Origin of the sequence: Thermomonas haemolytica (genome assembly GCF_004346265.1) — a bacterium.
Lineage (GTDB): Bacteria > Pseudomonadota > Gammaproteobacteria > Xanthomonadales > Xanthomonadaceae > Thermomonas > Thermomonas haemolytica.
The window spans coordinates 285377-310381 of record NZ_SMAP01000001.1 but is presented as its reverse complement, the minus strand read 5'-3'; the positions used below and the strand labels follow the sequence as shown (position 1 = coordinate 310381).

The window sequence follows — 25005 nt, the reverse complement described above, 5'->3', positions numbered from 1 at the left end:
TCGCATCCGATCGTGCACGCGTGCCGGTGGGCATCTGCATGCGTCGATGCGCTGGTGCTTGCGGATGGGATGGGCTCACGCGGTCGCGCACAGCAGGCCCAGCGAGGCCATGCCCTGCAGGGTGGTTTCCAGTTCCTGCGCATGCTGCGACTGCGCTTTGCGACCGTCGCCGGTATTCGCTTCCAATAGCGGGCGCAGTGCGTCCAGCAGCGCCGCGCGGTCGCGCTGCCCGTCCAGCAGCGCCAGCAGCGCGCGGCTGTAGGCGTCGTCCAGGCTGACCATGCTTGGACGCAGGCTGGCGACCAGGCTGGCCCCGGCCTGTGCCTGCAGACGTGCCAGCGGGCTGGCCAATGGGCGCGGACCGGCGTCCGCCGCGAAGCGCGGTGCATCGCAGTGCAGTTCCACGATTCCGACTTCGAATGCGCGCAACAGGAAGCGGCAAGCGGTCTCCAGGTCGGCTTCGCGCGGTTGCTGGCTGCCGGCGGCCGCGCGCGCCTCGTCGAGCAGCGCAGGCAACGGCTGTGGCTGAGGATGGCGCGGCCCAGCAAGTTTCAACAGGGCCTGCATGACCGGATGGTCGGTCCGCACGCCGCCACTGCCGGGGCGCGAGAAACGCAGCGCGCCCTGCGCGTCGGGCGTAACTGCGTCCGGCATCAGGGCCGAGACCAGCTCCAATCGTTCCACTTCGGAGGCGCGCGGCTGCGGCGCGGGCGCGGCTTCGCCCCGGCACAGCAGGGTCTGGCGGAAGCGGCGGCCAGTGAGGTAGTCCAGGTATTGCTCCTTGCTGACCACGTCGTCGGCTGCGAGGGTTTCCAGCAGTGGACGCACGGCTTCGCCGGCGTTGCGCAGCGACATCTCGTGGTAGGAGGCTTCCGCCACGAACTCCAGCCCGTGCGCGCGTGCCTCGCGAATGAAGGCGTCCAGGGTGAACGGCTGGTTGAGCTCGGCCAGGTCGTCATGGAACAGCACGCTGGGGTTGAGCCGGTCCTGCAATTCCTCGATCTCGCCGGCCAGCGCGGTGGAATAGCGGTTGTCGGCGGGCAGGCCGGCCTGCAGCAGCTGCAGGCATTCCTGTGCGCGCGCGATGCGCGTGGCCGGGTCGGGGCTGGCGCCGGCATGGAACTTCAGCACGTCCCACAGCATCCGCCGCAGATGGCAGCCGGGCAGGGCGTTGTAGCTGATGCAGGCGATGCCGGCGGGGGCGAGGTGGTCGCGGCACACTTCCAGCAGGCGCTGGCGCACAGCCTCCGGCACCCAGGAGTAGAAGCCGTGGGCGATCACGTAGTCGAACCCGGGCGGGGCAGGCGACCAGGCCAGCAGGTCGCCTGCGACGAGCTGCAGGTTGTCCAGCCCCAGCGCCTGACGCAGCGCTTCGCCGCGGGCGATGGCCGTGGCCGACAGGTCGATCCCGACGAAGCGCGCGCCTGGATAGGCCAGCGCCAGGGTGAGCAACTGCAGCCCGTCGCCGCAGCCGACTTCCAGCAGCCGGCAGCCGGTCGGGGAGGCCGCCTCCACGCCGTGCAGGCGGGCGATCGCGGCCAGCCGCGACGGATGCAGCTGGGGATAGACGTGCGCCGGGTATTCCACCGCGTCGTAGCTGAAGGCCTGACTCATGCGTGCTCCGTAAGGGGCGTATCGCGGCGTGCGCGCGCCGCCAGCACCGCGGCCAGCATGGCTTCACGCAGGCGCGGCGGCTGGACCGGCTTGAACAGCACCGGGATCTGGCGGGCGGCGATCGCGTCCACCCGGTCGCGCCGGGTTTCGCCGGTCACCAGCAGGCGGGCGAAGCTGGGCCGGTGCGGGTCTTCGCCAAGCTGGCGGGCGATCGCCTGCAGGGCTTCCAGTCCGTCCGGCCCATCGCCCAGGTGGAGATCGCTGATCACCAGGTCGGGCGGGCCGAACCAGCCGCGCAACTGTTCCAGCGCCTCGGCCGGGCTGGCGGCCGCGCGCACGTCGCAGCCCCATTCCGCGAGCAGGGTGCGCAGGCCCTGCAGGATGCCGGGCTCGTCGTCGATGGCCAGTACGCGCAGACCACTGATGTCCAGAGGCATGTCGAGTGCAGGAGCAGGAGTGCGCTGCGCCGGTGCACAGGCGTCCAGCCAGAGCGCGACCCGGGTGCCCTTGCCGGGCCGCGATGCCAGCGCGATGCGACCGCCGATGAGATCGACCAGCCGGCGTACCGTGGCCAGCCCCAGTCCCAGGCCGCGCGCGCCCTCGCCGGTGCGTCCCGCCGGCGAGCGCACCTGGTAGAACTCCTCGAACACCCGCTGCTGGTGCTCCGGGGCGATCCCGCAGCCGGTGTCCCAGACATCGATGCGGACCCGCCCATCATTCTGGTGGCGCACGCCAACCAGCACGCCGCCGCTGTCGGTATAGCGCAGCGCGTTGCTGATCAGGTTGTTGAGGATGCGCGCCAGCATCGTGCGGTCGCAGTACACCCAGGCATCGGTCTTGCGCAGCACCAGCCGCAGGCCGCGGGACTCGGCCAGCATGCGGAAGTTGCGGCTGGCCTCGTCGAACACCTCATCCAGCCGCACGGCGACCGGCTGCGCACGCATGCTGCCGGCTTCCAGCCGGGACAGGTCCAGCAGTTCCGAGAACAGCTGGTCCAGCGAGGCCACGCATTCCTCGATGTGGCGGATCCGCTCCAGCCGCACGGGGTCGGTCTCGCCGGCGCGCAGGGTGGAAGAGAACAGGGTCAGCGCATACAGGGGCTGGCGCAGGTCGTGGCTGGCGGCGGCCAGTAGCCGCGAGCGCGCACGGCTGGCGGCTTCCAGCTTGGCGTGCTTGTCCGCCAGCTCGATGCTGGTGCGTCCCAGCTCGCTCTGCATCCGGTTGCGGGCACTGGCCAGGGCCTGCGACGCCTGGTTGATGCCGGCCTGCAGGCGTGCAATCGCGCCGCCTTGCGCTGCTGGTTGCAGGTACACACACTCGCCGCACCCGAGCCGTTCCACGGCCTCGGTGAGCTCCGCCAGCGGCTTGGCCACGCGCATGGCGATGCCCCAGCTCAGGGCCACCACCCAGGCCAAGGCCGCCAGCAGCAACAGCCCGCCGCGCCAGAGCGCCAGCGGCGGCGCGCCTTCCGGCCATGCCGCATAGGCCAGCAGCGCGAATGCGACCACCGTGGCCAGCGCCAGCGGCACCACCACGCGCAAGGTCCACTGGCGCAGCAGCGAGGCGCGGTACAGCCGGGGAGGAACGGAAGGGGATGCCTGCACGGGGATGCCTGCGCTGCGGTTGCCTTCAGGCAACGCAAAAGCGGGCGGTAGCGGGTCATGCCGGTGTCGTGCCGGCCGGGAGGCGGGCCATGCCACGGGCATGAAAAAACCGCCTTGCGGCGGTTTTTCGTGTCCCATCCGGGATGGGAGTTGGTCGGGGAGACAGGATTTGAACCTGCGACTTCTACGTCCCGAACGTAGCGCTCTACCAGGCTGAGCTACACCCCGACGGCAGAGCCGCGCATTCTAGGGGCATGCCGCGTCGACGGCAAGGGGGTGGGCGTGATTTTCCCGGTGCCGGTCGCTGCCGGCGGCGGCGGGAAGGTGGCCGTGCCCGCTAAACTAGCGGCTTTCCGCGACCTTCCCGGAGCCTTGCCTTGATCAAGCCGCGTACCCCCGCCGGGGTGATGGAACTGCTGCCGCGCGACCAGATCGCGTTCCAGCGCATGCTGGACATCATCCGCCAGACCTTCGAGCGTTTCGGCTTCCTGCCGGTGGAGACCCCGGTGATGGAGCTCTCGGAGGTGCTGCTGACCAAGTCCGGCGGCGAGACCGAGCGCCAGGTCTATTTCGTGCAGTCCACCGGCGCGCTGGAGAAGGGCGGCGAGGGCTTGCCCGAGCTGGCGCTGCGCTTCGACCTGACCGTGCCGCTGGCGCGCTACGTGGCCGAACACGAGCACGAGCTTGCCTTCCCTTTCCGCCGCTACCAGATGCAGCGCGTGTACCGCGGCGAGCGCGCCCAGCGTGGGCGCTTCCGCGAGTTCTACCAGTGCGACATCGACGTGATCGGCAAGGACACGCTGTCGCCGCGCTTCGATGCCGAGCTGCCGGCGGTGATCGCGGCCGTGTTCGAGCGCATGGCGATCGGCGAGTTCACCATCCAGCTCAACCACCGCAAGCTGCTGCGCGGCTATTTCGAGGGGCTTGGCATCATCGGTGAGGCGCAGATGCTGGTGCTGCGCGAGCTGGACAAGCTGGACAAGCGCGGCGGCGATGCCGTGCGCGCGACCCTGGCGGGCGAGGGCTTCGGCCTGGCCGCCGACGTCATCGATCGCCTGATGGCGTTCTCGCAAGTGCGCTCGCACGGGCATGCCGACGCGCTGGCCAAGCTCGACGCGCTGGGCGCCGGCACGCCGCTGTTCGAGGAGGGCCGCGCGGAGCTGCGCGACATCCTCAACCAGATGAAGGCGCTGGGCGTGGCGGAGTCGCGCTATGCGCTGAATCTTTCCATTGCGCGCGGGCTGGACTACTACACCGGCGTGGTCTACGAGACCACGCTGAACGCGTATCCGCAGATCGGCTCGATCTGTTCGGGCGGGCGCTACGAGAACCTGGCCGGGCACTACACCAAGTCGAAGCTGCCGGGCGTGGGCATCTCCATCGGCCTGACCCGCCTGTTCTTCCAGCTGAAGGACGCCGGGCTGGTGCAGACCGCCGACAGTTCCGTGGACGTGCTGGTGGCGCTGCTGGACGACGCCGGGCTGGAGCACGCGCTGGCGCTGTCGCAGCGGCTGCGTGCCGCCGGATTGAACGTGGAGACCCAGCTGGAGCCGCGCAAGCTGAAGAAGCAGATGGAATATGCCGACAAGGCCGGCATCCGCTTCGTCGTCCTGCGCGGCGAGGACGAGGCCGCGCGCGGCGTGGTGGCGGTGAAGGACCTGCGTCGCGGCGAGCAGTTCGAGGTTGCCGAGCCCGAGCTGGCGGCGGCGCTGCTGGTGGAGCGCGAGCAGCTGCGCAGCGGGGCGGGGGGCGCGCGATGACGGCCACGGTCCGCCTCGACGGGCTTTCGCTGACGCGCGCGCAGCTGGTGGCGGTGGCGCGCGGCGCCGGCGTCGAGCTGGAGGAGGCGGCGCTGCAGCGGGTGGCGCACGCCGCCGATTTCCTGGCCGCGCAGGTGGAGAAGCAGGAGCCGATCTACGGCGTCTCCACCGGTTTCGGCAGCAACGCCGACAAGCTGCTGGGCGCGCACCGCCTGCGCGACGAATTGCCGGGCGCGGCGCCGTCCGGGGTTTCGCCGCACATCGAACTGCAGCGCAACCTGATCGTCACCCACGCCGTCTGCGTCGGCGAGCCGTTCGCGCCGGAAGTGGTGCGGGCAATGCTGTGCATCCGCATCAACACGCTGCTGCGCGGGCATTCCGGCATCCGCGTGCAGACGCTGCAGGCGCTGGCGGCGATGCTCAATGCCGGGATCGTGCCGGTGGTGCCGCAGCTGGGCTCGGTGGGCGCTTCCGGCGACTTGGCGCCGCTATCGCACCTGGCCATCGTCCTGCTCGGCGGTGGCGAGGCCTTCGTCGATGGCCAGCGCATGCCCGGCGCGGATGCGCTGGCGCGCAAGGGCCTGCAGCCGGTCGAACTGTCCTACAAGGAAGGTCTGGCGCTGAACAACGGCACCGCGCAGATGCTGGCGACCGGCGTGCTGGCGGTGCAGCAGCTCGAGGACCTGCTCGACACCGCCGACCTCGCCGCGGCGATGACCCTGGATGCCTTCGCCGGCCGCCTGGGTGCGTTCGCGCCGGAGGTCCACGCGCTGCGCCCGCATCCGGGGCAGGTAGCCACCGCCGCGCACCTGCTGCGCCTGCTCGATGGTTCCACCCTGTCCGACATCGCCTACCACCTGGTGCCGAAGTTCCGGCCTTGGCTGCCGGCCAGCTGGGACACGCCGGCCGCGCAGGCGCTGGGCTTCGACATCGGCTGGGACTGGGTGCCGTTCACCCAGCGCCACGGCCGCGAGAAGTTCTACCAGCGTTTCCTGCCGTTCCGCGGCGGCAAGAAGCACCAGCCGCAGGACAGCTACTCGCTGCGCTGCATCCCGCAGGTGCACGGCGCGGTGCGCGATGCGCTGGAGCAGGCCAAGCGCGTGCTGGACGTCGAGCTGAACGCGGTCACCGACAACCCGCTGGTGTTCCCCGACAAGGTGGATGCCGCGCACGTGGAAGAGCAGGTGATTTCCGCCGGCCATTTCCACGGCATGCCGCTGGCGCTGGCGATGAGCTACCTGAAGGCGGCGATCCCGGTGCTGGCCTCGATCAGCGAGCGCCGTCTCAACAAGCTGGTGGACCCGGCCACCAACGACGGCCTGCCGCCGTTCCTGATCGGCAACGAGGACGGCACCGAGTCGGGCCACATGATCGTGCAGTACACCGCGGCGGCGATCGTCAACGACCTGGCCAGCCGGGCGATGCCGGCCTCGGTTTATTCCATCCCCACCTCTGCGAACGCCGAGGACCATGTCTCGATGGGTGCCAACGAGGCGCGCCACGTGCTCGCGATGGCCAGCGACCTCGGCAAGGTGCTGGCGCTGGAGCTGTTCACCGCCGCGCAGGCGCTGGACCTGCGGCGCGACATGATCAACGCGGCGCGCGCGTTGGCCGGCCGGGTGGACGCCGAGGCGTTCGCCGCCAAGGTGGCGGGCGGCCCGCTGCCGGGCGCGCCCGAGCGCGATGGCTTCCTGGCCGAGGTGGACGCCCTGCGCGCACAGCTGGCCGCGGCGCCGGAGTTCCGCCCGGGGCGGGCAGTGGCGGCCGCGCATGCGGCGCTGCGCGCGCGCATTCCCTACCTGGACCGCGACCGCGCGCTGGACGGCGAGGTCGCGGCGGCGGTGGCGATGGTGGCCGACGGCAGCCTGCTGGCCGCCGCGCGGCGCGCGTTGGCGGAAGGATAGGCGGTGCTTCGGCCGGCAAGGGCGTCCATGGGGCGCTGCCGGCTGAACGCCACCCCAGCCGGACGCACGGGACAAGCAGGGCGCGGTTGACGCGCCCTTTTTCGTCAATTAATGTATTAGCGCGTTAATACATTAGTGCATTCGATTTCCCTGCCCGGAGCAAGCCCGAAGCAAGCCCGGCGCAACAGCCCAAGCCCGTCCCGCCCCGGCGGGATCCCGCAGTCCAGATCTTTCGATGGCCTTCCGATGAAGCAACGCCCCGAGCCCCTGCCGCCCTACGATGCCGCCGTCGCCATCGACGCGCTGGCCTATGCGTTGGCGTCGCTGCAGGGCGCGGCCGAGGTGCGTGCGTTCCTCGAGGACCTGTGCACGCCGGCCGAGCTGGAGGCGATGGGCGACCGCTGGCGGGTGGTGCCGCAGCTATTGCAGGGCATGCCTTACCGCGAGATCCACGAACGCACCAAGGTCAGCGTCACCACCATCGGCCGCGTCGCCCGCTGCCTGGAGCGCGGGACCGGCGGCTACCAGACCGCCGCCCGCCGCCTCGGCCTTTCCAACGACTCCCACTGAACAGCCCCGCCATGAGCCCTCCCGCCACTCCGGCGGTGCGCGACCGTCTGCGCATCGCCATCCAGAAATCCGGTCGCCTCAGCGAGCCGGCCCGTGCCTTGCTGGCCTCCGCCGGCCTGAGCTGGCGCGAAAGCCGCGACCGCCTGTTCTGCTACGGCGAGTCGCTGCCGGTGGACCTGCTGCTGGTGCGCGACGACGACATCCCCGGCCTGATCGCCGACGGCGTGTGCGATCTCGGCGTGGTCGGCCGCAACGTGCTGCTGGAACAGGCCGGCGAGCGCAGCGAGGCCGGCCTGCCGCCGGTGTTCCGCGAATGGCGCGCGCTCGGCTTCGGCGGCTGCCGGCTGTCGATCGCGGTGCCCGACGGCTGGGACTGGCAAGGCCCGGCGCAGCTGGCCGGAAAGCGCATCGCCACCACCTATCCCAACCAGCTGCGCGCCTGGTTGCGCCAGCAGCAGGTGGAGGCCGACATCGTGGTGCTCAGCGGCTCGGTGGAAATCGCGCCGCGCCTCGGCCAGGCCGATGCCATCTGCGACCTGGTGTCCAGCGGCGCCACCCTGGCCGCCAACCAGCTCAAGCCGGTGCTGGACATCCTGCAGAGCGAGGCGGTGCTGGCCGGGCCGGTGCAGCCGTTCGGCGACGTGCGCGCCGAGCTGGCCGACCTGCTGCTGCGGCGCATGGACGGCGTGCTGCGCATCCGCGACAGCAAGCTGCTGCTGTTCCAGGCCCCGCGCGAGGCGCTGCCGCAGGTGCTGCAGCTGCTGCCGGATGCGGAGCCGCCGACCATGTGCCCGGTGGACGGCAGCGAGACCCTGGCGCTGCAGGCGCTGTGCCACGGCGCGATGACCTGGCAGCGGCTGGAAGACCTCAAGCGCGCCGGTGCGCGCGGGCTGATGGTGTTGCCGGTGGAGCGGATGCTGGCATGAAGCGCATCGACTGGAACCAGCTGGATGAGCCCACGCGCGCGGCCGTGCTGCAGCGGCCGGTGCAGGCGGTGTCCAACACCGTGCGCGCCGGCGTGCAGGCGGTCTTCGAGGCGGTCGCGGAACGCGGCGACGATGCCCTGCGCGATTTCACCGCGCGGTTCGACGGCGTGGCGCTCGAGGATTTCGAGGTGGGTGCGGACGAGTTCGCGCGCGCCGCTGACGCGGTGCCCGCCGACGTGCAGGCGGCGATCGCCGAGGCGGCCGCGCGGATCGAGGCCTTCCACCGCGCCGGCATCGCGTCGCCGTATGCAGTGGAAACCGCGCCGGGTCTGACCTGCCAGCGCGTGCAGCGGCCGATCCGCCGGGTCGGGCTGTACGTGCCCGCGGGTAGCGCGCCGCTGCCTTCGACCGCGCTGATGCTGTGCGTGCCGGCGCGGCTGGCCGGCTGCGCCGAGGTGGTGCTGTGCACGCCGCCGCGGGCCGACGGCAGCGCCGATCCGGCGGTGCTGCTGGCGGCGCGGCAGGCACCGGGCGTGCGCGTGTTCAAGCTCGGCGGCGCGCAGGCGATCGCCGCGATGGCGCTGGGCACGGCGAGCGTGCCGCGCTGCGACAAGCTGTTCGGCCCGGGCAATGCCTGGGTGGATGAAGCCAAGCGCCAGGCCGCGCAGCGCCCGGGCGGGATCGCCATCGACATGCCGGCCGGCCCCTCGGAAGTGTTGGTGATCGCAGATAGCGGCGCGAATGCCGCGTTCGTCGCCGCCGATCTGCTGTCGCAGGCCGAACACGGGCCGGATTCGCAGGTACTGCTGCTGACCGATAGCGACTTGCTGCTGGAGGCGGTGGCGGCGGAAGTCGAAGCCCAGCTGACCACGCTGCCGCGCGCGGCCATCGCCCGCCGCGCGCTGGAGTCCTCGCGGCTGGTGCGGGTGCGCGACATCGAGCAGGCCATCGCCATCAGCAATGCGTACGCACCGGAGCATTTGATCCTGGCCGTGCGCGAGCCGCGCGCCTGGCTGGACCGCATCGACAGCGCCGGCAGCATCTTCCTCGGCGACTGGACGCCGGAGGCACTGGGCGACTACTGCAGCGGCAGCAACCATGTCCTGCCTACCGGCGGTGCGGCGCGCGCATGGAGCGGGCTGTCCGTGGCCAGCTTCCAGAAAGCCATCACCGTGCAGGAAGCCAGCCGCACCGGGATTGCCAACGCCGGTCCGTGCGCGGCCATCCTCGCGCATGCGGAAGGCCTGCAGGCGCACGCGCGCGCGGTCGAACTGCGATTGGAGCAGGCAGCATGAGCACCACGGTGAACGCGCTATTGCGTGAAGACCTGCGCGACTTCGGCGGCTACAAGTCGGCGCGCAGCGAGGCGCTGTCCGGCACGATCTGGCTCAACGCCAATGAATCGGCCTGGGCCAACCCGTCCGACCCGGGCGCGGCCCTGCGCCGCTACCCGGCACCGCAGCCGGAGGCGCTGCGTGCGCGGCTGGCGCAGCTCTATGGCGTTGCGCCGGCGCAGCTGCTGATCGGGCGCGGCAGCGACGAAGGCATCGACCTGCTGGTGCGCGCGTTCTGCGCGCCGGGGCGCGGCCGCATCGTGATCGCCCCGCCGGTGTTCGGCATGTATGCGGTGTGCGCGCGACTGCACGGCGCCGGTGTGGTCGAGATGCCGCTGGTGGACGCACCGGACGGTTTGCGGGCGGATTTGGACGCGATGGGCGATGCCGCGCTGGAGAGCGGGGCAAGTCTGCTGTTCCTGTGCACGCCCGGCAATCCGTCGGGCGAACTGCTGGCGCGCGATGCCATCGCCGCGCTGGCCGCGCGCCTGCGCGGGCGCTGCCTGGTGGTGGTGGACGAGGCCTATCTCGAATACGCGGATGCGCCCTCGGCCAGCACGCTGCTGGCCGACCACGACAACCTCGCGGTGCTGCGCACCCTGTCCAAGGCGCACGCGCTGGCCGCGGCGCGGGTGGGCTGCGTGCTGGGCGCGCCGGCACTGATCGAGGCGCTGCGCCGCTGCCAGGCGCCATACCCGGTGCCGCAGCCGGTGGTGGAGGCCGCGCTGGCGGCGCTGGCGCCGGAGGCGCTGGCGCTGACCCGCAGCCGTATGGAGGCGGTGCGCGAAGCGCGCGCGCGGCTAGCCGACGGCCTGCGCCGGCTGCCGCAGGTGCGGCGGGTGTATCCCTCGGCCGGTAATTTCCTGCTGGTGCGGTTTGCCGATGCCGGTGCCGCGTTTGCCGCGCTGCTCGCTGCCGGGGTGGTGGTGCGCGACATGCGCGCGCTGCCGCAGCTGGGCGATGCCCTGCGCATCAGCGTGGGCACCGCGGAGGAATGCCGGCGGGTGCTGGCGGCGCTGGATCGGCTGCCAGTGGAGGCCGCCGCATGAGCCTGCGTCCGATCCTGTTCGTGGACCGCGACGGCACCCTGATCGAGGAGCCGGCGGATTTCCAGATCGATGCCTACGAGAAGCTGCGCTTCGTGCGCGGCGTCATTCCCGCGCTGCTCAAGCTGCGCGATGCCGGCTACGAGTTCGTGATCGTCAGCAACCAGGACGGCCTCGGCAGCGACGCGTTCCCGCGCGCGGCGTTCGACGGCCCGCACGCGCTGATGCGGCAGGTGTTCGAAAGCCAGGGCATCGTGTTCCGCGACGAGCTGATCGACTGCAGCCTGCCTTCCGACCACAGCCCCAACCGCAAGCCCGGCATCGGCATGCTCACCGCCTACCTGCAGGACCGCAGCATCGACTGGGCGCGCAGCGCGATGGTGGGCGACCGTCCAACCGACATGGAGTTCGCGGCGAATCTGCGCATCCGCGGCTTTCAGCTCGCCACCGCGCAGTTCGGCGGCGAGTGGGACTGGGCCGGCATCGCGCACGCGTTGGCGGATGCACCGCGCCAGGCGACGGTGGTGCGCAACACGAAGGAAACGAAGATCCGCGTGGAGGTGGACCTGGACCGCGCGGCCGAGCCGCAGGTCGCCACCGGGCTGGCCTTCTTCGACCACATGCTCGAGCAGCTCGGAAAACACGGCGGCTTTGCGCTCACCATCCGCGCCGAGGGCGACCTGCATATCGACGAGCACCACACCGTCGAGGACACCGCGCTGGCGCTGGGCCAGGCGCTGCGCGAGGCACTGGGCGACAAGCGCGGCATCGGCCGCTACGGCTTCACCCTGCCGATGGACGAAAGTTTGGCCAGCGCTGCGCTGGATTGCAGCGGGCGGCCGTACTTCGTGTTCACCGGCGCCTTCCGCCGCGAGCGCGTGGGCGACCTGCCCACCGAGCTGGTGCCGCATTTCTTCCGCTCGCTGTGCGATGCGGCAGGACTGAACCTGCACCTGCAGGTGCGTGGTGAGAACGACCACCACCAGGTGGAGGCCTGTTTCAAGGCCGTGGCGCGCGCGCTGCGGCAGGCGGTCCGCCGCGAGGGCGCGGAGCTGCCGTCCACCAAGGGCGTGCTGTGATGGAGGTGGCGGTCATCGATGCCGGCGGGGCCAACTTCGGCTCCGTCTGCTATGCGCTGGAACGGCTGGGCGCGGCCCCGCGGGTCGTGCGCGATGCCGACGGCCTGCGCGGCATGCCGCGCGTGCTGCTGCCGGGCGTCGGCGCCGCGGCGCCCGCGATGGCGCTGCTGCGCGAGCGCGGCTTTATTGAAGTACTGCCGCGTCTGGAGGTGCCGTTGCTGGGCATTTGCGTGGGCATGCAATTGCTGTTTGAACGCTCCGAGGAGGGTGACGTGGCCTGCCTCGGCCTGCTGCCCGGGCGCGTGCGCAAGCTGCAGGGTGGCCCCGGACTGCGCGTGCCGCACATGGGCTGGAATACGCTGGAGATGGTCGCGCCCTCGCCGCTGCTGGAGGGCATCGCGGCGGGTGCCAGCGCCTATTTCGTGCACGGCTACGCGGCGCCGGTGACCGCCGACTGCATCGCCGCATGCACCCACGGCGAGCGTTTCGCCGCGGTGGTCGCGCGTGGCCGTATCGCCGGCGCCCAGTTCCACCCCGAGCGTTCCGCCAGTGTCGGCGCGCGCCTGCTCGACAACTTCCTGCGCTGGATGCCCGCATGAGCTTCACCGTCTATCCCGCCCTCGACATCCGCGCCGGCAAGGTGGTGCGCCTGCGCCAGGGCGATTACGCCAACGAAACCCGCTACGGCGACGACCCGCTGGCGTTCGCGCAGTGCTATGCCGAGGACGGGGCGGCGTGGCTGCATCTGGTCGATCTGGACGCCGCCAAGGCCGGCGGCTACACGCTGTACCCACTGCTGCGTCAGATCCGGACCGAGACCGGATTGCAGGTGCAGACCGGCGGTGGCGTGCGCAGCGAGGCCGACGTGGCGGCGCTGCTGGAGGCCGGCGCGGCGCGCGTGGTGGTGGGCTCGCTCGCAGTGACCGCGCCCGACACCGTGATGGGCTGGCTGGCGAGGTTCGGCAGCGAGCGCATCACCGTCGCGCTGGACGCGCGGCAGGACGCGACGGGCACGTGGCGCCTGCCGGTGCACGGCTGGACGCAGGTCGCCTCCGAGACGCTGGAGGGCCTGCTGGCGCGCTATGCGGAGGCCGGGCTGGTGCACCTGCTGTGCACCGACATCGCCCGCGACGGCATGCTGGCCGGGCCGAACATCGACCTCTACCGCCGCCTGTGCGCGGCCCATCCAGGCGTGCGCGTGCAGGCCAGCGGCGGGGTGCGCGATGCCGCCGACGTGGCCGCGGCGCGCGCCGCCGGCTGCGCCGGCGCGGTGCTGGGCAAGGCGCTGCTGGACGGGCGGCTGGCGCTGGCGGAGGCGCTGGCATGCTGAGCCGCCGCCTGATTCCCTGCCTGGACGTGCGCGACGGCCGCGTGGTCAAGGGCGTGCGCTTTCGCGACCACGTGGACATGGGCGACATCGTCGAGCTGGCGCTGCGCTATCGCGATGCCGGCGCCGACGAACTGGTGTTCTACGACATCGCCGCCAGCCCGGAAGGGCGCCGCGTGGACCGCGGCTGGGTGGAGCGGGTGGCGCGGCTCATTGACATCCCGTTCTGCGTGGCGGGCGGCATCCGCAGCGTGGAGGATGCGCGCGCGGTGCTGCACGCCGGCGCCGACAAGATTTCCATCAATACCCCGGCGCTGGAGCGGCCGGCGCTGATCGCCGAACTGGCCGACGCCTTCGGCGTGCAGTGCGTGGTGGTCGGCATCGATTCCGTGCGCGAGGCCGACGGCGAATGGCGCGTGCGCAGTCACACCGGCAGCCCGGATGCGATGCGCGCGCCGGGCAAGCGCACCCTGGACTGGATCGCGGAGGCGCAGCGCCTGGGCGCTGGCGAGATCGTGCTGAACTGCATGGGCAGCGACGGCGTGCGCGCCGGCTACGACATCGCACAGCTCAAGGCGGCACGCGCCGTCTGCCAGGTGCCGCTGGTGGCCTCCGGCGGGGCCGGTGCGCCCGCGCATTTCGCGCAGGCCTTCCGCGACGCGGACGTGGATGCCGCACTGGCGGCCAGCGTGTTCCATTCCGGCGCGGTGGAGATCCCCGCGCTCAAGCAATTCCTGCGCGGGCAGGGGATCGAGGTGCGGCTGTGAACACGACTACGACGACCACGCTGGACATCGAGGCATTGGCCTGGGACAAGCAGGGCGGCCTGCTGCCGGCCATCGTGCAGGATGCCGACACCCTGCGCGTGCTGATGCTGGGCTACGTGGACCGCGCGGCATTGCAGGCCACCCTGGCTAGCGGCCGGGTGACCTTCTACAGCCGCAGCAAGCAGCGGCTGTGGACCAAGGGCGAGTCCTCCGGCCACGTGCTGGCGCTGGTGTCGGTGGAGGCCGATTGCGATGCCGACACCCTGCTGGTGCAGGCGCGTCCGCACGGCCCGACCTGCCACCTCGGGCGCACCAGCTGTTTCCCGGAGGCGCCGGGCGACGTGCTGTCCGCGCTGGATGCCCTCATCGCCCGCCGCGCGCAGGAGCGCCCGGAGGGCAGCTACACCACACGGCTGTTCGAGGCCGGCATTCGCCGGATCGCGCAGAAGGTCGGCGAGGAGGGCGTGGAAACCGCGCTGGCCGCGGTGGCGCAGGACGACGCGGCGCTGCTGGGCGAGGCCGCGGACCTGCTGTATCACCTGCTGGTGCTGCTGCGCGCGCGCGGGCTGGGGCTGGACGATGCCCGGCGCGTGCTCGCCGCGCGGGGAGGCTGACGGCCGCGCGGCGGATCAGGCGACGCTGATCGAATGCCGCACGCAGTTGCGGCCCTCGCGTTTGGCGCGGTACAGCGCCTCGTCCGCCAGCCGGATCGCATCTTCCGGCGACACGGTTTGCCCGCCATCGATGGTATGCACGCCGATGCTGGCGCTGAGCCGGATGCTGTGGCCCTGGCTGTCCACGCACTGCTGCTGGATGCGCAGGCGCACCGCTTCCGCCGCCTGCAGCGCGGCCTGCGCGTCGGCGCCCGGCAGCACCAGCACGAACTCCTCGCCGCCGAAGCGCGCCGCCAGCCCGCCGCGCGCCTGCGCGACCTCCTCCAGGCAGCGCGCCACCGCGTTCAGGCAGTCGTCGCCGGCCAGATGGCCGTATGCGTCGTTGATCTGCTTGAAGTGGTCCAGGTCCAGCAGCAGCAGCGCCAGCGGCTGGCCGCCGCTGCCGCGCGCCTGCATCGCCTCGCGCAGGGCCTCGTGGAAGTGGCGGCGGTTGAACGCGCCGGTGAGCGGGTCGCGTCGGCTGTACTCGCGCAGCTGCACATTGGCTTCGCCCAGCTGGGCCATGGTGGTGCGCAGTTCGCGGGTGCGGTCGATCAGCCCGCGCTCCAGCTTCTCGTTGGTTTCCTGCACGATCCGGATGTTTTCCTCGCGCAGGCTGGCGTAGCGGTTGCCCAGCGCCAGCGAGAGCAGCAGCAGTTCCAGCGCCGAGCCGACCTGCACGCCGTTCTGGGTCCAGAAGTTCTGCGGCAGGATGCCGAAGGCGAGCAGGGTGAACGCGGTGGTGCCGGTGAGGAACAGCGCCCACGCCAGCAGGAACAGCCGCGCCGGGCGGTAGCCGCGGTAGATCATCACCAGCGAGGCGGTGATGATCCAGAGCACGCCCACTAGCACCGCGCGCGAGGCAATCGGAGTAGCCACGCTGTAGGGCAGCCACAGCGACGCCAGCCCGAGCAGGGCGAAGAAGCCAACCAGGCATAGGCAGGCCACGTTGCCGGCGGGCCAGCGCTGCGGCAGGTCGAGGAAGCTGCGCGAGAACAGCTGCATCCCGATCAGCGCCAGGCAGATCGACAGCGGCACCGACGCATCCGCCAGCCAGGCCGAGTTCGACCACAGGTACTCGAAGCCGTAGCCGTTGAGGGTGAACAGCACCAGCCCGAACGCGGCGGTGTGCAGCAGGTACCAGAAGTAGCTGGCGTCGCGCAGGGTCAGCCACAGCACCAGGTTGTAGCAGAGCAGCGCCAGCACGATGCCGTAGTACAGCCCGTTGGAGAACTGCGCATCGCGCATCAGCTCGGCGAAGGCCTTGGGCGAATACAGCACCAGCGGCACCTGCATCGAGCTCTCGCTCTGCACCCGCAGCAGCAGCTCCACCCGCTGGCCGGCCGGCAGGTCCACCCGGAAGTTCGGGTGCCGGTAGCGCACGAAGCGGTCCTCGAATGGCGCGTGGTCGCCGCCCGATTGGTGCTCGATGTGGCCGTCGGGATAGCGCAGGTACAGGTCGAGGCTGTCGCTGAGCGCGTATTCCTGCACCAGCAGCCAGCGCGGCTCGTCGGGCTGCTCGTTCTCGATCGGTAGGTAGAACCAGTAGGCGCCGCTCTGGAAGCCGAACGCGGGGTTGCCGCCCGGCAGCGGCGCGAACGCGCCGGCCTCGGCGCGCCGGAAGGCCTGTTCCACCCCGGCGCTGGCCTGGGTGTCGTGCCAGTAGGTCAGGCTGGGCGAAAGCGGGAAGCTGGAATCACCGGGTGCCAGCCGCAGCGCAGCCGGGGTGGCCGCCGCGCTGGCGAACGCACAGCCCAGTAGCGCCAGCAGCGCGAACGCGGCCAGCCACGACATGCGGGCGCGCCTGCGCCATGTCCCCCGATGCATCCCCATGCCGGCATTCTAGGACAGGGCGGGCGTGGCTGCAGCGGCGGTGGCACCGTGCAGCGGCGCGGCTGGCCGGGCGTCGGCGGCCTGCGCATAATGGGCCATGCGCAAGCGCCTTCTGCTGTGTTGCCTGCTGCCGCTGATGGCGGCCCTTCCCCCCGCCGCCGCCGTGCAGGCCGGTGGCGACCGGCCCGCCTGCGTCCCGGTGGTGGTGGAAGCCCCGCAGGCGCTGCCCGCCGCGGATGGCTGGCGCGGCCCGGGCTGCATCGACTATCGCCGCGCGCCGGCGGCGCTGGCCGGGGCCGAGGCGCAGGTGTTGGTGCTGGGCGATCCGCAGGTGAAATCGGACGCCGACGTGGATTACTTCCGCCGCGACATCGTGCAGCCGCTGCAGGGCCGCCTGCCGGTGCGCCTGGGGCTGACCCTGGGCGATCTGGTGGACGACGTGCCGGCGCTGCTGCCGGCGGTGCGCCGGGTCACCGAGTCGCTCGGGGTGCCGTGGATGTATGCGCCGGGCAACCACGACCTGGACCTTGCGGCGGGGAATGCGGATGCCGCGCTGGCGGCGTTCCGCGCGGCGATCGGCCCGGACACCCAGGCGCGGCAGGCGGAGCTGGCGAATGTGGTGGTGCTGGACGACGTGATTCCGCTGCCCGGCCAGTCGCCGGCCTACATCGGCGGCCTGCGCGAGGACCAGTTCGCCTTCCTCGAACGCTGGCTGCCGACCCTGCCCAAGGACCGGCTGCTGGTGCTGGCGCTGCACATCCCCCTGTTCGACCAGCCTGGCAAGAAGAACTTCCGCGATGCCGACCGCGCCCGCCTGTTCGCGCTGCTGCAACCGTTCCCGCACGTGCTGGTGCTGAGCGCGCACACCCATACCCAGCGCCACTACTGGCATACCGCGGCCGACGGCTGGCAGGGCGCATCGCCGCTGCATGAGTTCAACCTGGGCGCGGCCTGCGGGGCGTACTGGTCGGGCGTGAAGGACGCCGCCGGGATCCCGGACGCGACCATGGCCGACGGCACCCCGAACGGCTATGCGGTGCTCAGCTTGAAGCCGGGCGGCGACTATGCGCTGGCCTGGCACGCCGCGCGCGACCCCGACGATGCCCAGATCGGCCTGTGGGCGCCGAAGGTGCTGCGGCGCGGGGCGTATCCGGCCTGGGGCGTGTTCGCCAACGTGTACATGGGCGATGAGGCCACCCGCGTCGAGTTCCGGGTGGATGGCGGCGACTGGATGCCGATGAAGAAGGTGCTGCTGCCGGATCCGCGCCTGCAGGCCGAGAACCGGCGCGACGACGAGGCCGCCGCGCTGCGCGGCTACGATCGCTCGCCGGAAGCGGAGATTTCCCAACATCTCTGGCGCGGCGCGCTGCCGACCAAACTTGCCGCGGGCGAGCACCGCGTCGAGGTGCGCGCGTTCGATCGCTGGCGCGGTGCGGTGCAGGCCAGCACCACCTATCGCCTCGACGAGGCCGCGCCGTAGGCGAGTCCATTTCCCGCTGGCGCGCGGCGTTTCCGCTTCGTCTGCATCTCTGCCCGTGGTTCGACAGGCGCGCCACGAACGGGACGAACGGGGACGGCCGCATTGCCGGCGGGCGGCTTCAGGGCGTGATCTGTGCGAACGATTCCGCGCGTGGGTGCCCATGGGTGGCGTCGCCCAGCCGCGGCTGCGGATAGTCCTGCGCGCGGTCGAGCAGGGTGGTGCGCATCCCGGCGGCGCGCGCGGCGTCCAGTTCCTCCACCACGTCGGACAGGAACAGCACCGTGTCCGGCGCCTGCCCGAGGCGCGCGGCGATCGCGCGGTAGCTGGCGGCCTCGCGCTTGCCGCCGACCTCGGTGTCGAAGAACCCGGCGAACAGCGGGGTCAGGTCGCCCGCCTCGGTGTGCGAGAACAGCAGCTTCTGCGCCGGCACCGAGCCGGAGGAATACACCGCCAGCCGGTGCCCGGCCGCATGCCAGGTCTGCAGCGCGGGCAGCACGTCGGGGTAGAGCGGGGCGGTGAAGTCGCCGTCGCTGTAGCCGGCCTCCCACACCATGCCCTGCAGCGCCTTCAGCGCGGTGTGCTTGCGATCCTGGTCGATCCAGCCCTGCAGGGTCTCGGCGATCACCGCGTCGTCGCAGGCGCCGGCGGCGATCTCGATGGCCACTGCATCCAGCCAGCGGCGTACCTCGGGTTCGTGCCCGTGTTCGCGGATGAACGCGGGTAGTCGCGCGCGTGCGTACGGAAACAGCACCTCGCGCACGAACGCGATGGAGGACGTGGTGCCTTCGATATCTGTGAGGATGGTCGCGGGTTGCATCGGGTTTGGTGGGTTATTCATCGCCGCGAACGAAAGGCCCGGGGCAGATGGGGAGCGGCAGCGGATCGCGGGTGGTGCGGGAATCCGTACCCTCACCCCCACCCCTCTCCCGTAGGGAGAGGGGCTTCACTCGTAGCGCGGGAACCGCTGCGCGATGTCGGTGCCGGTGAAGTGGCCGACCCAGCCGTCCGGGGTGGTGAAGAAGCGGATCGCCACGAAGCTGGGCGCCGGGCCCATGTCGAACCAGTGGGTCATCCCGTCCGGCACCGAAATCAAATCGCCGGCCTCGCACAGCACCTCGTACACCTTGCCGCCCACGTGCAGGGTGAACAGCCCGCTGCCGGCCACGAAGAAGCGCACTTCGTCTTCCTTGTGGAAATGCTCGTCGAGGAACTTGGCGCGCAGCGCCTCGCGGTTGGGATTGTCGGGCGCGATGCTGACCACGTCCACGCTCTGAAAGCCGCGTTGCGCCACCAGGCGGTCGATGTCGGCACGGTAGGCGGCCATGATCGCCTCGGGCGGATCACCCGGCTGGACCGGATGCGCCGGCTGCCAGCGTTCCAGCTGGACGCCAATGCGCGCCAGCTCGGCCGCCATCGCCTCGAACGCGGTGGTGGCCAGCAGCGGGGAGTCGGGGCTGTGGTCGTCGAAGATGCGCAAACGGCTCATCGCAGTCGTCCTCGAAACTCAGCGCGCGCCCAGGCGGCGCATTTCCAGCTCGCAGCCGAGCATGAACTCGAACGCGTCCAGGTGCCGGCGCGCTTCGTTGATGTCGCGGCCCCAGGCGTACAGGCCGTGGCCGGCGATCAGGTAGCCCCAGGTGTTGGGGTGCTCCAGCACGGCGTCCACGCTGGCGGTCAGCACGTCCATGTCCTGCGCGTTCGGCACCACCGGCAGGTCCACTTCGATCTCGTGGGTGGTGTGCCCGCGCAGGGCCTTGAACAGCTCGTAGCCGCGCAGCCGCACGCGGCCCTCGTCGGCGTAGAGCAGGCCGGCGATGGTCTGGGTGGGCGAGTGGGTGTGCAGCACCGCGCCCACGTCGGGGAACTTGCGGTACAGGTGGGTGTGCAGGGCGGCCTCGGCGGACGGCCGGTGGTGGGTGGCCACCGGGTTGTTGGCCATGTCCACCACCATGATGTCGGCCTCGGTCAGGCGCCCCTTGTCCTTGCCGGAAATGGTGATGGCGGCGTGTTCCGGGCTCATCCGGATCGAGAAATTGCCGGCGGTGGCCGGCGTCCAGCCGCGTGCGGCCAGTTCGCGGGTGTGCTGGATGATCTGCGCGGCGCAGCCGGCGAACAGGGTGTGGTCGAAGGCGGGGGTGTCCATGCGCGCAGTGTAGCGGCTGCGGCGTGGCTGCCAAATGACGATTCGGATGGTGGCCAGCGCCCGCGTGGGCGCTTCCACGGTGATGTTGTGCGCGGTGCCGGGCGCGCCCACGCCGCTCAGGCGCGCTCGGTGCCGCGCTGCTGGCCGTAATATTTGAACTTCTCCAGCACCAGGGCCATTTCCTCCGGCGGCAGGTCGCGGGTGGGGCCCAGGCTGCGCGCCAGCAGGTACTGGCGGGCCAGGTTCTCCACTTCCTCGGCCAGCGCATAGGCCTCGGCCAGGGTGCGGCCGGTCGCCACCTGGCCGTGGTTGGCCATCAGGCAGGCGCGCAGGCCGCCGTCCAGTGCGCGCAGCACGTTGTCCGACAGCGCGGCGGTGCCGAAGGTGGCGTAGTCGGCGCAGGGGATGTGGGTGCCGCCGGCCACCGCCACCATGTAGTGGAAGGCCGGGATGCCCTGGCCCAGGCAGGCCAGCGCGGTGGCATGGGTGGAATGCACGTGCACCACCGCATTCATGTCCGGGAACGCGGCCAGGATGTCGACGTGGAAGCGCCATTCGCTGGACGGGATCAGCTGCCCCGGCGGGCAGGTGCCGTCCGCCTCCAGGTACACGATATCCTCCGGCTGCAGGCGATCGTAGGCGCGGCCGGTGGGGGTGATCAGCAGGCCCGCGCCCCAGCGCAGGCTGGCATTGCCGGATTTGTGCAGGGACAGGCCACTGGCATTCATGGCCCGGCAGTGGTCGATCAGCGACTGGCGGGCGGCGCGCTCGTGGTCGTGCATGCGGGGCGGGATGGGGCAGGGAGCCACTTAGGATAATCCAGATGAAGGCCGGGGCGGATTGATCCGGATCAGCGTCTGCGTCGTATCGGCGGCATATCCTGCGTCTGGTTCTCTCCCTTTGCGAGGTCTAGCCATGCCAACCGATCTTTCCCGCCGCCGCTTCGTCACTCTCGCCGCGGCTGCCGCTGCGGCCCCGCTGGTGCTGCGCACCCTATCGGCCCAGGCGGCCGACCTGCCGAAGCTGACCCCGGCCGATCCTGCGGCCAAGGCGCTGGCGTATGCCGAGGATGCGGCCACCGTCAAGCATCCGGCGTTCAAGCCGGGAAGCCACTGCGCCAACTGCAATTTCTTCAAAGGGGCCGCCGGCGCGGCCTATGGCCCCTGCCAGCTGTTCCCGAAGAACAGCGTGGCGGCCAAGGGTTGGTGCAGCGCCTGGGCCAAGAAGGCCTGACAGGGGCTGGATCCCGGGGCAGGGTTGCGGCGTTTTCGCCGCGTCCAAAACGAACGGCGCCCTAAGGCGCCGTTCGTTTTTTCGATCTCCGCCCAAGGCGGAGCCGGTCAATCCTTGATCGGCGGGACCGGCTTCGGCGGCAGGCCGGCATCGACTTCGTGCACTTCCACCGCACCGCGGCCGAGGTGGCTCTTGCGGAAGCCGTAGATGAAGTACAGCACCAGGCCGATGCCGCCCCAGACCGGCAGCACCATCTTCGCCTCGAACGGCAGGTTGACGAACAGGAACACGGTGCCCGCCGCGGCCAGCGGGGCCACGATCCACACCAGCGGAGTGCGGAACGGGCGGTGCCGCTTCGGATCCTTGATGCGCAGGATCAGCACCGCCAGCGCCACCATGAAGAAGGCGAACAGGGTGCCGGAGTTGGAGATGTCGGCCAGCTGGCCCACCGGGAACAGGGCCGCGGCGATCGCCACGAACAGGCCGGTGATGATGGTGACCTTGTGCGGGGTCTTCCACTTGGGATGCACGTCCGACAGGGTCTCGGGCAGCAGGCCGTCGCGCGCCATCACGAAGAAGATGCGGGTCTGCCCGTACAGCATCATCAGGATCACCGAGGGCAGGGCCAGGTTGGCGGCCAGGCCGACCATGTCGCCCACGCGCGGGTGGTTCAGCATGCGCAACACGTGCGCCAGCGCCTCGTTCGAGCAGACCAGCGGCTGCTGGCCCTGCGCCAGCAGCGCCTGGCACTGGGCGACGAACTCCGGCGTGCCGGGCTGCACGCCCACGGCCGTCGGTTGGGCGCCGATCGCGCCGACCGCGCCCGCGGCCACCAGCAGGTAGAAGATGGTGCACACCGCCAGGCTGCCGATCAGGCCGATCGGGACGTTCCGCTGCGGGTTCTTGGTTTCCTCGGCCGCGGTGGAGACCGCGTCGAAGCCGACGTAGGCGAAGAAGATCGAGGCGGCGGCGCCGACGATGCCGAGGCCCGAGCCGTTGCCATGCCCGAACCAGCCGTTGGGCGCGAAGGGTTCGAAGTGCGCGCCGTTGATGACCGGCAGGGTCAGCGCGATGAACGCGGTCAGCGCGGTGATCTTGATCGCCACCAGGATCGCGTTGACACGCGCGCTCTCGGTGGTGCCGATCACCAGCAGGCCGGTGACCGCCAGCGCGATCACCACCGCCGGCAGGTTGAACACGCCGTGGCTGAAATCGACGTGGGGCATGCCGTTGGCGAACGACCACGCCGGGCCTGCGGCCAGCGCCGCGGGGAGCTCGAACCCGGTCGCGCTTTTCACCAGGCCCATGAAGTAGCCGGACCAGCCGACCGAAACCGCGGAGGCGGCCACCGCGTATTCCAGGATCAGCGCCCAGCCCACCATCCACGCCAGGATCTCGCCCATCACCGCGTAGGTATAGGTGTAGGCGGAGCCGGACACCGGCACCATCGCCGCGATTTCCGAATAGCACAGCGCCGCCACCGCGCACACCGCGCCGGCGATCACGAAGCTCCACATCATGCCGGGGCCGGCTTTCTGCGCCGCCGCGGCAGTCAGCACGAAGATGCCGGTGCCGATGATGGCGCCGATCCCGAGCATGGTCAGCTGGAACGCACCCAGCTGGCGGGTGAGGGATTTCTTTTCGGCGGTCTCGAGGATCTTGTCGAGCGGCTTGACTCGCTGGAACAGCATCAGGTGGCTCCCCTTTCTAGCTGGTGCATGGATGACGGCCGCGAGGGGCAGTCACAAGCCGCCGACCTTATACGCTCGGGGGGCGCCGGCACAAGCGCCTGCGGTCATGGCGCGGGATAATGCCGCCCATTCATCCTCCTGACCGGGAACACCGCCCATGCCCAACGCGGACGCCGCGCTTGCCGCCGATTTCGATGCCTACGCCCGCCGCCATCCGGACGAGCAGGACACGCTGGCCCTGTTCCGCGCGTTGCTGGACGACCCGCAGGATCCGTTCCGGCGCGAGCGCCTGGCCGGGCATTTCACCGCCTCGTGCTGGCTGGTGGATCGCGCCGGCGAGCGCGTGCTGCTGACCCACCACCGCAAGCTGGGGATGTGGCTGCAACTGGGCGGGCATGCGGATGGCGAGCGCGACCTCGGCCAGGCCGCGCTGCGCGAGGCGGAGGAGGAATCCGGCCTGCCCGGGCTGCGGCTTGCGCCCGGCATCTTCGACCTCGACCGCCACTGGATCCCCGAGCACAAGGGCGTGCCGGGCCACTGGCATTACGACGTGCGCTACGTGGTGCATGCCGGCGAATGCGAGGACTTCGTGGTCAGCCCCGAGTCGCTGGACCTCGCCTGGCGCCGCATCGACGCGCTGGCGGCCGATCCCGAAGCCGATGCCTCGCTGCGCCGGATGGCGGGCAAGTGGATGGCGCGGCGGTAGGCCGCGCGGCGGGTCTCAATACAGCACGCGCGCGCGCAGCGTGCCCGGGATCGCCGCCAGCTCCTCGCGCAGCGCGGCGGCCTGCGCCTCGTCGGCGGCCACGTCGATCACCACGTAGCCCACCTTCGGGTGGGTGCGCAGGAACTGGCCGTCGATGTTGAGCGCATGCCGGCCGAACACCTCGTTGACCTGCGAGAGCATGCCCGGCACGTTGCGGTGGATGTGCAGGAAGCGCCGGCTGCCGGCGTGCTCCGGCAGCGCCACCTCGGGGAAATTGACTGCGGAGAGCGTGCTGCCGTTGTCGCTGTAGCGGATCAGCTTGGCGGCCACCTCGGTGCCGATGTTGTCCTGCGCCTCCAGCGTGCTGCCGCCCACGTGCGGGGTCAGCAGCACGTTGTCGAAGCCGCGCAGGCGCGATTCGAAGCCGGGCCCGTTGGCCTCCGGCTCGACCGGGAACACGTCCACCGCGGCCCCGGCCAGATGGCCTGCGCCCAGCGCCGCGACCAGCGCATCGATCACCACCACGCTGCCGCGCGAGGCGTTGATGAGGTGCGCGCCGGGTTTCATCAGGCCCAGCTTTTCGGAATCGATCATCCACTGCGTCGCCGGGGTCTCCGGCACGTGCAGGGTCACCACGTCGGCGCACGCGAGCAGGTCGTCCAGCCCGGCGGCTGGCTGCGCATTGCCCAGCGCCAGCTTGGTCTGGATGTCGTGGAAGATCACGCGCATGCCCAGCGCCTCGGCCAGCACGCCGACCTGGGTGCCGATGTGGCCGTAGCCGATGATCCCCAGCGTCTTGCCGCGCACCTCGTGGCTGCCGGCGGCGGATTTGTCCCAGATCCCGCGGTGGCACTTCGCGTTCTTCTCCGGGATCCCGCGCATCAGCATCACCGCCTGCGCCACCACCAGTTCGGCCACGCTGCGGGTGTTGGAATAGGGCGCGTTGAACACCGGGATGCCGGCCAACTCGGCCGCGTCCAGGTCCACCTGGTTGGTGCCGATGCAGAAGCAGCCGACCGCGATCAGGCGCCGGGCCTCGGCCAGCACCTCGGCGGTCAGTTGCGTGCGCGAGCGGATGCCGAGGATGTGCGCCTGGGCGATGCGTTCCTTGAGTTTGTCTTCCGGCAGCGCCTTGGGGTGGGCTTCGATCTGGGTGTAGCCGGCCGCGCGGAAGGCCTCCACCGCGCTGGCGCTGATGCCTTCCAGCAGCAGCACGCGGATGTCCTGTTTCGGGAACGAGGTTTTCTTCTTCGGCGGCATGGCGGCGTGCGGGTGCGGCGATGGGGAAACGAGCGTCGACTATAGCCAGAATCCACCCGCGTTGCTGCGCTGCGG

At 70.9% G+C, this 25005-nt stretch carries 23 protein-coding genes and 1 tRNA gene; 14 read left to right on the top strand and 10 right to left on the bottom strand.

What is annotated here, in order from left to right:
- Positions 1-75 precede the first annotated feature (75 nt).
- The 3 genes from EDC34_RS01515 to EDC34_RS01505 form a co-directional block, all read right to left on the bottom strand.
- Positions 76-1614, bottom strand: coding sequence for a methyltransferase regulatory domain-containing protein (locus tag EDC34_RS01515; RefSeq protein WP_114959078.1), 1539 nt, complete (start codon positions 1612-1614; stop codon positions 76-78).
- Positions 1611-3218 (bottom strand): ATP-binding response regulator, encoded by a 1608-nt coding sequence (locus EDC34_RS01510; RefSeq protein WP_114959077.1) that lies wholly within the window; start codon positions 3216-3218, stop codon positions 1611-1613. Before EDC34_RS01510 ends, EDC34_RS01515 begins: the two co-directional genes overlap by 4 nt.
- A gap of 151 nt (positions 3219-3369) precedes the next feature.
- A tRNA-Pro gene (locus tag EDC34_RS01505) sits at positions 3370-3446 on the bottom strand.
- A 149-nt stretch (positions 3447-3595) separates the two neighbouring features.
- Here EDC34_RS01505 and hisS point away from each other — a divergent pair.
- The 11 genes from hisS to hisIE all read left to right on the top strand — a co-directional run bounded on the left by hisS (position 3596) and on the right by hisIE (position 14545).
- Positions 3596-4978 carry a histidine--tRNA ligase gene (hisS, locus tag EDC34_RS01500; protein ID WP_114959076.1) on the top strand — a complete coding sequence of 461 codons (1383 nt, stop codon included), beginning with the start codon at positions 3596-3598 and terminating at the stop codon, positions 4976-4978.
- Positions 4975-6882: an HAL/PAL/TAL family ammonia-lyase gene (locus EDC34_RS01495; RefSeq protein ID WP_114959075.1), complete on the top strand. Its 1908-nt coding sequence runs from the start codon at positions 4975-4977 to the stop codon at positions 6880-6882. Before hisS ends, EDC34_RS01495 begins: the two co-directional genes overlap by 4 nt.
- 246 nt (positions 6883-7128) lie before the next feature.
- A complete protein-coding gene (locus tag EDC34_RS01490; protein ID WP_114959074.1) occupies positions 7129-7452 on the top strand; it encodes a YerC/YecD family TrpR-related protein in 324 nt (107 codons plus the stop codon).
- Positions 7453-7463: 11 nt separating this feature from the next.
- Positions 7464-8378 carry an ATP phosphoribosyltransferase gene (hisG, locus tag EDC34_RS01485; RefSeq protein WP_114959073.1) on the top strand — a complete coding sequence of 305 codons (915 nt, stop codon included), beginning with the start codon at positions 7464-7466 and terminating at the stop codon, positions 8376-8378.
- Positions 8375-9673: a histidinol dehydrogenase gene (gene hisD, locus EDC34_RS01480; protein ID WP_114959072.1), complete on the top strand. Its 1299-nt coding sequence runs from the start codon at positions 8375-8377 to the stop codon at positions 9671-9673. The genes hisG and hisD overlap by 4 nt, the downstream gene beginning before the upstream one ends.
- A complete protein-coding gene (gene hisC / locus EDC34_RS01475) occupies positions 9670-10761 on the top strand; it encodes a histidinol-phosphate transaminase (protein WP_114959071.1) in 1092 nt (363 codons plus the stop codon). The genes hisD and hisC overlap by 4 nt, the downstream gene beginning before the upstream one ends.
- Positions 10762-10763: 2 nt before the next feature.
- Positions 10764-11837 carry a bifunctional histidinol-phosphatase/imidazoleglycerol-phosphate dehydratase HisB gene (gene hisB / locus EDC34_RS01470; RefSeq protein WP_114959269.1) on the top strand — a complete coding sequence of 358 codons (1074 nt, stop codon included), beginning with the start codon at positions 10764-10766 and terminating at the stop codon, positions 11835-11837.
- On the top strand, positions 11834-12436 hold the full coding sequence (gene hisH, locus EDC34_RS01465; protein ID WP_114959070.1) for an imidazole glycerol phosphate synthase subunit HisH: 603 nt from the start codon (positions 11834-11836) through the stop codon (positions 12434-12436). Before hisB ends, hisH begins: the two co-directional genes overlap by 4 nt.
- Positions 12433-13167, top strand: a complete 735-nt coding sequence (hisA, locus tag EDC34_RS01460; RefSeq protein WP_114959069.1) for a 1-(5-phosphoribosyl)-5-[(5-phosphoribosylamino)methylideneamino]imidazole-4-carboxamide isomerase — start codon at positions 12433-12435, stop codon at positions 13165-13167. Before hisH ends, hisA begins: the two co-directional genes overlap by 4 nt.
- Positions 13161-13931 carry an imidazole glycerol phosphate synthase subunit HisF gene (gene hisF, locus EDC34_RS01455; RefSeq protein ID WP_114959068.1) on the top strand — a complete coding sequence of 257 codons (771 nt, stop codon included), beginning with the start codon at positions 13161-13163 and terminating at the stop codon, positions 13929-13931. The genes hisA and hisF overlap by 7 nt, the downstream gene beginning before the upstream one ends.
- Positions 13928-14545: a bifunctional phosphoribosyl-AMP cyclohydrolase/phosphoribosyl-ATP diphosphatase HisIE gene (hisIE, locus tag EDC34_RS01450; RefSeq protein ID WP_114959067.1), complete on the top strand. Its 618-nt coding sequence runs from the start codon at positions 13928-13930 to the stop codon at positions 14543-14545. The genes hisF and hisIE overlap by 4 nt, the downstream gene beginning before the upstream one ends.
- A 15-nt stretch (positions 14546-14560) precedes the next feature.
- Here hisIE and EDC34_RS01445 read toward each other — a convergent pair whose 3' ends face one another.
- A complete protein-coding gene (locus EDC34_RS01445; protein WP_162797648.1) occupies positions 14561-16378 on the bottom strand; it encodes a sensor domain-containing diguanylate cyclase in 1818 nt (605 codons plus the stop codon).
- A 136-nt stretch (positions 16379-16514) separates the two neighbouring features.
- Here EDC34_RS01445 and EDC34_RS01440 point away from each other — a divergent pair, with 136 nt between their 5' ends.
- Complete coding sequence (locus tag EDC34_RS01440; RefSeq protein ID WP_114959065.1) at positions 16515-17897, top strand: calcineurin-like phosphoesterase C-terminal domain-containing protein; 1383 nt, start codon at positions 16515-16517, stop codon at positions 17895-17897.
- A 118-nt stretch (positions 17898-18015) separates the two neighbouring features.
- On the opposite strand, the gene mtnC is transcribed toward EDC34_RS01440, so the two are convergent.
- From mtnC to EDC34_RS01420, 4 genes are all read right to left on the bottom strand, one after another.
- Complete coding sequence (mtnC, locus tag EDC34_RS01435; protein WP_114959064.1) at positions 18016-18714, bottom strand: acireductone synthase; 699 nt, start codon at positions 18712-18714, stop codon at positions 18016-18018.
- Positions 18715-18840: 126 nt separating this feature from the next.
- Entirely contained in the window at positions 18841-19383 is a 543-nt protein-coding gene (locus EDC34_RS01430) for a 1,2-dihydroxy-3-keto-5-methylthiopentene dioxygenase (RefSeq protein WP_114959063.1), read from the bottom strand.
- 18 nt (positions 19384-19401) lie between these two features.
- Positions 19402-20040 carry a methylthioribulose 1-phosphate dehydratase gene (locus EDC34_RS01425; RefSeq protein ID WP_114959268.1) on the bottom strand — a complete coding sequence of 213 codons (639 nt, stop codon included), beginning with the start codon at positions 20038-20040 and terminating at the stop codon, positions 19402-19404.
- A 116-nt stretch (positions 20041-20156) separates the two neighbouring features.
- The gene (locus EDC34_RS01420; protein WP_114959062.1) at positions 20157-20822 is read right to left on the bottom strand and encodes a class II aldolase/adducin family protein; all 666 of its coding nucleotides are present in this window, start codon (positions 20820-20822) and stop codon (positions 20157-20159) included.
- A 133-nt stretch (positions 20823-20955) separates the two neighbouring features.
- Between EDC34_RS01420 and EDC34_RS01415 the strand changes: the two genes are divergently transcribed.
- Entirely contained in the window at positions 20956-21273 is a 318-nt protein-coding gene (locus tag EDC34_RS01415; RefSeq protein WP_114959061.1) for a high-potential iron-sulfur protein, read from the top strand.
- Positions 21274-21380: 107 nt separating this feature from the next.
- Here EDC34_RS01415 and EDC34_RS01410 read toward each other — a convergent pair whose 3' ends face one another.
- On the bottom strand, positions 21381-22964 hold the full coding sequence (locus tag EDC34_RS01410) for an amino acid permease (protein WP_114959060.1): 1584 nt from the start codon (positions 22962-22964) through the stop codon (positions 21381-21383).
- A gap of 157 nt (positions 22965-23121) precedes the next feature.
- Between EDC34_RS01410 and EDC34_RS01405 the strand changes: the two genes are divergently transcribed.
- Complete coding sequence (locus tag EDC34_RS01405) at positions 23122-23670, top strand: NUDIX hydrolase (protein WP_114959059.1); 549 nt, start codon at positions 23122-23124, stop codon at positions 23668-23670.
- Between the two features lie 15 nt (positions 23671-23685).
- Here EDC34_RS01405 and serA read toward each other — a convergent pair whose 3' ends face one another.
- Complete coding sequence (gene serA, locus EDC34_RS01400; RefSeq protein WP_114959058.1) at positions 23686-24930, bottom strand: phosphoglycerate dehydrogenase; 1245 nt, start codon at positions 24928-24930, stop codon at positions 23686-23688.
- Positions 24931-25005 lie beyond the last annotated feature (75 nt).